The following is a 6955-nucleotide window of genomic DNA, read 5'->3' as shown; positions in this document are numbered from 1 at the left end:
GGGGACGAACGCGGGATCCTCCCGGGGGTCCCTACGCCGCCCGCCGCCTGCCTCCCGCCGCCCGCCATCACCGTCTCCCCGCCGCCCCCGACAAACTCCAGAACAATCTCCTCCGAACGGAAACCGCGGCTCGGCCGTCAGGAGGAGGCCGCCCGGCGCCCGCCCGTGATACCGTTGACGGGCCCGGCAGCGGAGGGGCGCAGGTTCTTCCAACCTTCCCGGTCCGGCCTCACCGGCCCGGCCGCATCGGCCACGCCGCACGGCCTTCCCGCCGCCGACGCACCGAACCTCGCCAAGCCCGGCCGCCCTCCAACATCAACCCGAACCCAACCGAACCCCAAGGACACGCCCATGCTCGACACCGACCGCATCACCGCCGCCTTCCGTCTCGCCGCCGACGTGCACCGCACGCAGACGAGAAAGGGCACGAACATCCCCTACATCGCGCATCCGATGGCGGTCGCGTCGCAGGTGCTGCTCTGGGGCGGGAGCGAAGACGCCTTCATCGGGGCGCTTCTGCACGACGTGTTGGAGGACGGGAGCCCGGCCTACGCGGCGGAGATCCGGGAGAAGTTCGGCGAGACGGTGCTGGGGATCGTCGCGGCGTGTTCGGAACTGCGCCCGGAGCCGGGCGACCACATTCCTTGGCTCACGCGAAAGACCACCTACATCGCGCACTTGGAGGCGTTGGGTGAGGAGGGCGAACCGCAGGCGGTGGTGGAAGGGGCGCTTCTTGTGGGCGCCGCCGACAAGCGGCACAACTTGGAATCCATTCTGGAAGAGGTCCGTGCGCGGGGCGACGCGGTCTTCTCGAAGTTTGTCACGGAAGAGCCGGACCCCGCGAAGAAGAAGGAACTCTCGCTCTGGTACTACGAGTCGCTCGTCTCGATCTACGAAAAGAAGGGGGTGAAGGGTGCGGCGGAACTCCGCCGGATCCTCGAAGAGATCCGGGCGCTCTGCGCCTGAGGAAGACGCGACGGCGCCTGAAGTGAGCTGAAGAGGCCTCCGGATCGCCGGTGAGGCCTCGGAAGACGAAGCCTGAAGCCTCAAAGCCCAAAACGGGGCTCGGGGCCGGGACTCAGCCTTTCCCCTTGAGCTTCGCCAACTCTTCCCGGGCGGTGGCCAGCTCCGCCTGAAGACGCACGATCTCGGCGCGGTCCGCGGCCGCGCGGGCGTCGGACTCTTCGCGCTCCGCGCGGAGCGCCTCCGCCACCGCGGCCTCGACGGCGCGGTTGACGGCTTCGGACATGACCTTCGCTTGATGCACCCACCCGTGGAGCGTGTTGCGGCCGACCTGCATCTCTTTGGCGACCTCGGCGACGGTGCGGCCTTCCTCCAGAACGAGGCGGACGCACTTTTCCTTGAATTCGGGTGAGTTGTGACGGGGCGTGACGATGATGGGCATGGGGGCCTCTGGGTTCAGGAGAACGCCCTCATTCTGACGCCGGCTCCATGCGGCGCGCGGAGTTTACGGTGCGCCAGGTGTTGGCGGAAGGTGGTGAATAATGACAAAAGTTGTCGGACTGCGAGATCCGTTTCGGATCCTGCGGTTTTCGCTCCCGGTCGGGCGGTCGCCCGCCCGCTCCTCCGCCGACGCCGACCGCAGCCGTTCAGCCGATCTGCCGCTCCCCCGGTCTACCGCTCCGACCTCGGGATGAGGTCTTCCAGGGCGTCCTTGACGGGGAGCGTGAGCCAACGGTCGCGCGCCTGACGGCGCTCTCTCAAGGGGAGCGCATGCTCCAGCCCCTTGGCGGTGAGCCCCGACGCCGCATCCCCCAACTTCTCCGCGATCTTGAGGAGCGCCCAGGCGCGCAGGCGGTCGAGCGTCAACGCGTTCCCCGTCAGCATGAAGCCCGCCAGCATCCCCACGGCCTGCGCGTGGCCGCCTTCGGCCGCCCGGCAGAGCCAACGGACCGCTTCCCGGATGTCGACGCGCCCGCCCGCACCCGACCAGAAGAAGACGCCCAAGCGGAACTGCGCTTCCAAAATCCCCGAGAGCGCGGCTTCGTTCATCCAGCGGCGCGACGCTTCGGCGCTCCGCTCCGGCCAGTCGCGCCGCAGATGCAGGCGCGCCAGCGCAAACTGCGCGGGCCCGTGCGACTGCTTCGCCGCGATCGTCATCCAACGGTCGGTTTCGGCGTACTGCCCCATGCCTTCGTACGCGCGCCCCGCGGCCAAGGCCGCGTCGGCCAACATTTCGGCGGAAGCCGACGATGCGGGGTAGGGCTTCCTCACGGCCGCCAGGCGGCGCCAATAGAGGGCTCCGGCGGGATCCGATTCACCGGCGACGCCGTCCTCCAGACACTGTGCGAGCGTCACCTGCGCGGCCGCGTCCTGCGCGAACGCGGCCTTCTCCAGCCACACCAAAGCTTCTTTGGGGTCCGCCGCCATCCCCTGGCCGCGAAGGAGCGCGAGCCCCCAGAGGAGCTGCGCGGAGGGGAGATTGAATTTGAGCGCCTTCTTGAGCAGCCTCACCGCCCGGCGGTTCTTTTCGGCGCTCGGCGACTCGGTGAAGAGCCGGCGCGCCAACGCCGTCTGCGCGGCGGGGTCGCCCTTGTCGGCCATGCGCTCCACCTCGCGCTCGCGCGCAAGAAGTTCGTCGCCCGACATCGGGCGGCGTCGGACGACGCCGCCCAGTAGGTCGACCACGAAGTCGCCGGTCTCATCGACCTGCGGCCAAGCGTAGCGTTCGTCGGGACGCTTGGGCATGAGGGGATCCGCCTCTCGTTCTCTTCCCGATCAGGGGATCAGGGCATCAGGGCTTTTCGTCCGGGACCGGGACGCCCGCGTCCGTCTGCGCGGCGGCCTGGGCTTCCTGTTCGGCCTCAACCTGCGCTTCGGCGTGCTTGGCTTCTTCAGCCGACTGAGCCGATTCAGCGGACTCCGCGGATTTCGTCTTGGCCGCCTCTTCCGGGGGCGGAAGCTCCACGACGGTGGGCTTCTCGTCGCCCGGGTTCATGCGGATGATGACGCCGTTCTCGGGCGCCTTCACGGGTTCTTCAAAGGGTTCGAACCCGGTGATCATGAGCGCCAACGTGATCGTGAAGCTCAGCATCCCGTAGAGGACCCAGCCGAGAATCCCCATCGTCATCGTTTTGCCGAAGGGAAGAAGTTCATAGTCCTTCACGAAGTCGCGCACGTGCGCCAACTGGCGGCGCCCGTGCGTCGCCATCCAGGCGCCCCAGAGGACCAAGAGGAACCAGGGGCCCATGTAGGCCATCACCGGCTCATGGCGAAAGAGCGTCTGCATGACGAGGTAGAGCCCCACGAGCCAGACCGAGGAGCGCACCCAGAAGCGCGACGCCCGCGCTTCGTCCTTCATCCCCAACTGCTCCCAGTTGCGGGCCTGCAGAAGCCCGCCGAAGATCGGCGTGAAGATGAGCGCGGCGGCGCAGATCCACTTCGGGTTGTAGAGCTTCGGGCGGGCTTTCGTCACTTTCGCCATGGGGAAACCTTGAAAAGGTGAGTCGGGGGTGGGGGAAGAAGAGGGGGCTTCGTCGGGCGGAGCCGGAAGTCTCCAAACGCCTGAAACACCCGGAATCGCAGGGGTCTCGCCCCAAAAGTGCGCACGATTGTAGCGCAGGGTGCGGGAGGTGCCTCCATTGCGTTATCCTTTGAGATGTTTTCGGACGTTCTGAAGACTTTTTCGCATGGACCCAACCACACTGCGCACGCCTCGCACCCTGCGCATCCGTCTTGCCGCGGGGGCGCTCATCGTCGGATTCACCGCGCTCGCCGCGGGCTGCGCGTCGACCGACGCGCAGGGCCCGGACGCGGCCGCGTCCGAGAAGCCCGAGGCGCCGTCGATCTGCCTCATTTCCGAAGGCAGTTCGTCGCCGACGCTCGACATCGCCGTGCGGCGGGCCTTCGCCGACCGCGGCTACCAGGTGCGGCTCGTCGAAGCCAAGGACGCGCGCGTGAAGACCTGCCGGTTCGTCTTCAATATCACGTCCGGCGTCGCCCGCAATCCGTCAGAGCTCCCCGACTTCATCGCGCTCGAATACCGCGACGCCTACACCGGGGAGTCGAAGCGCGTGCGTTGGAAGAAGACCGGCACCGCGGGCGGAGCGTTCGTGCGCGCGCGCTCCTACGGGAACGAACTCGGGACCGAGCGCCGCCCGGTCGAAGCCGGGAACGCGCTTTTGACCGGCCTCTACGACGACCCCGACCGCATCGTGCGGGGCCTGGTCGACCGGGTGCTCCCGCCCTTCGACGCGCGGGTCTTCAAAAAGTCGGGGCGGTAGGCGACGGCGGGCGGCCCGCAGCCCGGCAGGAACTCCATGCCGCCCCCCACGCCGTCTCAGCACCAGCACAACACGAACTCCACGCCGTCTCCACGCCGCCTCCTCGCCGCGCGCTTTGCGCGTTCTCCCTCCCGGACGGGAGGGTCAGATCAGCCTGCATTAGGGAAAGCGATTTACCTCAAGAGGAGTAGAAACTAGTTCTTTCGTCTTGTATATCTCTCATTCGTGCGTAGAATGAAACCCATCGCCGCGGTCCGAACAGCAGTCGCGGCGTGAGGGAACCCCTGATTCAAGAAGGAAGAAGGTTGTTTCCGCGGCGTCCGGCCTCTGCATCGGGGGATGTGATTACTGAGGTCGGGAAAGACGTCGGTCATTCCGATTTGTCAAAGACAAGTCCGTTCAACGGGAGCCGTCAGCGATGCGAGCTCCCGTTTTTTTCTGTCTCTTCGACGGGTACCCGGGTATCAAGGTCTAGGACCCGAAGCGTCAAACCGGGACGCCAATGCGTGCACTCATGTTCCTCTTCCGACCGGATTCGGCCACCCAGTGACCGTTTTCCGGTCGGCCGAATGCGCCCGATCGGGGTCGGTACCCGGAAGGGAAATGCCCGGGTTTCCGCCGGGTCTGCCGAGGGGCCTCCTCAGCCCCGATTGATGCCCGGCGCGTTCCGAAAAGCTCGTTACGCCTTACGAAACCGATGCTTCCGGGAATCGTGACTTCCGTGAAAACCCGAGGCAATCGGCGTATCATTACAAAAATGTCCCCCCGAGCCGCCGCAGAGAAGAAAGGACAGCTCCGCCACAAAACGATTCCAGTTCAAGACGAGAGCACGACGGCCCGCATACCGTCCCCCCGGGAGCCATCTTGAACACCTCCGCCCAGCAAGCCTGGAAACCGGCGCTCATCATCCTCTCCTTAAGCGCCGTCCTGATGTCGGTGAGCTATACGATGCTCATCCCCTTCCTGCCGATGTATCTGCTGCAGGAGCTTCATGTCGCGCAGTCCGACGTCAACCTTTGGTCCGGGGTGATCTTTTCGAGCTCCTTCCTGATTTCCGGGATCATGGCGCCCATCTGGGGCGCGATGGCCGACAAGCGCTCTCGCAAGCTCATGGCCGTGCGCGCGGCGGTGCTTTTGTCGATCAGCTATGCGTTGGGTGGCATTGTGCAAAACGAGTGGCAGCTCCTCGCGATGCGCTGCTTCCAGGGCTTTGCCGCAGGGCTTTGGCCCGCGTGCCTCTCGCTCATGACCTGCTACGCCCCGAAGGAAAAGCTCGGGATCTGTCTCGGGACCCTTCAGGGCGCGATGACCGCGGGGGGCGTCCTGGGCCCCTTGGCGGGCGGCATCCTCGCCGAAGCCTTCGACATGCGCACCACGTTCTTCGTGGGGGCGGTGGGCCTCGCCATCATCACGTTCCTTCTGGTCTTCTTCATCAAGGAGCCCCCGAAGGCGAAGACGGTGGAGAAACACAAGGTCGAGAAGAAGAACAACCTCCTCAAGATTCCGGTCGTGCAGCGCATGCTTTTGGCGGCCGGCGTCGTGCAGCTCACGATTCTGCTGCAGCAGCCGATCATGCCGCTCTACGTGGGCGAATTGAACGGGAGCATGGAGCGCATCGTCTTCACGACGGGCCTGCTCTTTTCCGTCGTCGGCATCGCCGGCGTCATCGCCTCGCCCGTCTGGGGGATCGTCGGCCAGCGCTGGGGCTTCCGTCCCGCGCTCTACGCGTCGCTCTTCGGGACCGCGGTTTTCGGGATGATCCAGGCGATTCCGGACACGCTCGTGCCCTTCGGCATCTGGCGCTTCATCGGGGGCCTCACCTTCGCCGGGATCTTCCCCGCGATCAACGCGGTCTTGACGAACTCGACGGAACCGGGCGACCGCGGCCGCATCTTCGGGCTCTCCTACGCCGCCCAGCAGGTGGGGAGCGTTCTGGGGCCGATCTTCGGCGGCGCGATGGCGATGTTCCTGCCGCTCAAAGCGGTGGTCTTCACGGCGGGGTTCGTGCTCCTGCCCTTGGTCATCTTCCTCTACCTCAAGAAGCCCGCGGTCGAGCCCTCGAACGCCGGCGAAGAGAAGCACTTCGATTGAGCGGTCGGCGCCCTCCCGGCCCATCAGGGGAGGGCGCGGCGAGACTCATTGCCTTCCATCTCATACGGAGCCCGGTGCGCGAGTGCCGGGCTTCGATGTCTTTGTGGGTGGCGCAAATGCGGCTCAAATTGAGGATGAGGGAAGATTCAAATTGGGGTTCTCTTTGGCGCCTTATCCCTGGGATACGGGGCTTTTGGTCAGGATGCAACAATTCTGCAACAATCTGGCCGAAGGTATTGTGGTCGGGGTTTTGCTCCGTTCCTCTGCGCAGATGGGTTTCGCCCGAAAGGTGGATATAACGACAAATCAAAGACAGGAGAGGAGCGCTATTGGAGCAAAGAACACATGAACAAGACATACAAAGTGCGCGCCACCCGTGCGGGCGCGCTTCAGGTCGTGAGCGAACTCACCTCTTCCGTGGCCGCGATCGGTACGAAGACGGTGGTGACCGTCGCGACGACCATGGTGGCGGGTGCGGCCATTGCTGCGATTCCGGCGGAAGTGCCGTCGGGCGAAGACAAGCAGACGGTGACGACGGCCATCGGTTGGAGTGACGTCGCGAACGAGAAGTATCAGAACTTCGTCTTCTCGGGCGTGACGGACAAGGGCCAGTCGGCTCT

At 65.6% G+C, this 6955-nt stretch carries 7 protein-coding genes; 4 read left to right on the top strand and 3 right to left on the bottom strand.

Annotated elements, in window-relative coordinates; all coding sequences use genetic code 11:
• Nucleotides 1-351 precede the first annotated feature (351 nt).
• On the top strand, nt 352-966 hold the full coding sequence (locus HMPREF9440_RS03035; protein ID WP_008541394.1) for an HD domain-containing protein: 615 nt from the start codon (nt 352-354) through the stop codon (nt 964-966).
• A gap of 112 nt (nt 967-1078) precedes the next feature.
• Here HMPREF9440_RS03035 and HMPREF9440_RS03030 read toward each other — a convergent pair whose 3' ends face one another.
• The 3 genes from HMPREF9440_RS03030 to HMPREF9440_RS03020 all read right to left on the bottom strand — a co-directional run bounded on the left by HMPREF9440_RS03030 (nt 1079) and on the right by HMPREF9440_RS03020 (nt 3445).
• Nucleotides 1079-1405, bottom strand: coding sequence for a transposase (locus tag HMPREF9440_RS03030; RefSeq protein ID WP_008541392.1), 327 nt, complete (start codon nt 1403-1405; stop codon nt 1079-1081).
• 230 nt (nt 1406-1635) lie between these two features.
• The gene (locus tag HMPREF9440_RS03025; protein WP_008541390.1) at nt 1636-2709 is read right to left on the bottom strand and encodes a tetratricopeptide repeat protein; all 1074 of its coding nucleotides are present in this window, start codon (nt 2707-2709) and stop codon (nt 1636-1638) included.
• Between the two features lie 46 nt (nt 2710-2755).
• Nucleotides 2756-3445 carry a hypothetical protein gene (locus HMPREF9440_RS03020; RefSeq protein ID WP_008541388.1) on the bottom strand — a complete coding sequence of 230 codons (690 nt, stop codon included), beginning with the start codon at nt 3443-3445 and terminating at the stop codon, nt 2756-2758.
• A gap of 205 nt (nt 3446-3650) precedes the next feature.
• Here HMPREF9440_RS03020 and HMPREF9440_RS03015 point away from each other — a divergent pair, with 205 nt between their 5' ends.
• The 3 genes from HMPREF9440_RS03015 to HMPREF9440_RS03005 form a co-directional block, all read left to right on the top strand.
• The gene (locus HMPREF9440_RS03015; protein ID WP_008541387.1) at nt 3651-4244 is read left to right on the top strand and encodes a hypothetical protein; all 594 of its coding nucleotides are present in this window, start codon (nt 3651-3653) and stop codon (nt 4242-4244) included.
• Nucleotides 4245-5108: 864 nt separating this feature from the next.
• Nucleotides 5109-6335 carry an MFS transporter gene (locus tag HMPREF9440_RS03010; protein WP_008541385.1) on the top strand — a complete coding sequence of 409 codons (1227 nt, stop codon included), beginning with the start codon at nt 5109-5111 and terminating at the stop codon, nt 6333-6335.
• Between the two features lie 345 nt (nt 6336-6680).
• Nucleotides 6681-6955: ESPR domain-containing protein (locus tag HMPREF9440_RS03005; RefSeq protein ID WP_008541383.1), on the top strand; the 275-nt coding region annotated here is incomplete at its 3' end.

This window comes from Sutterella parvirubra YIT 11816 (genome assembly GCF_000250875.1).
GTDB classification, from domain to species: domain Bacteria; phylum Pseudomonadota; class Gammaproteobacteria; order Burkholderiales; family Burkholderiaceae_F; genus Sutterella; species Sutterella parvirubra.
The sequence above is the reverse complement of the archived record's forward strand: the minus strand, read 5'-3'. Positions and strand labels throughout refer to the sequence as shown.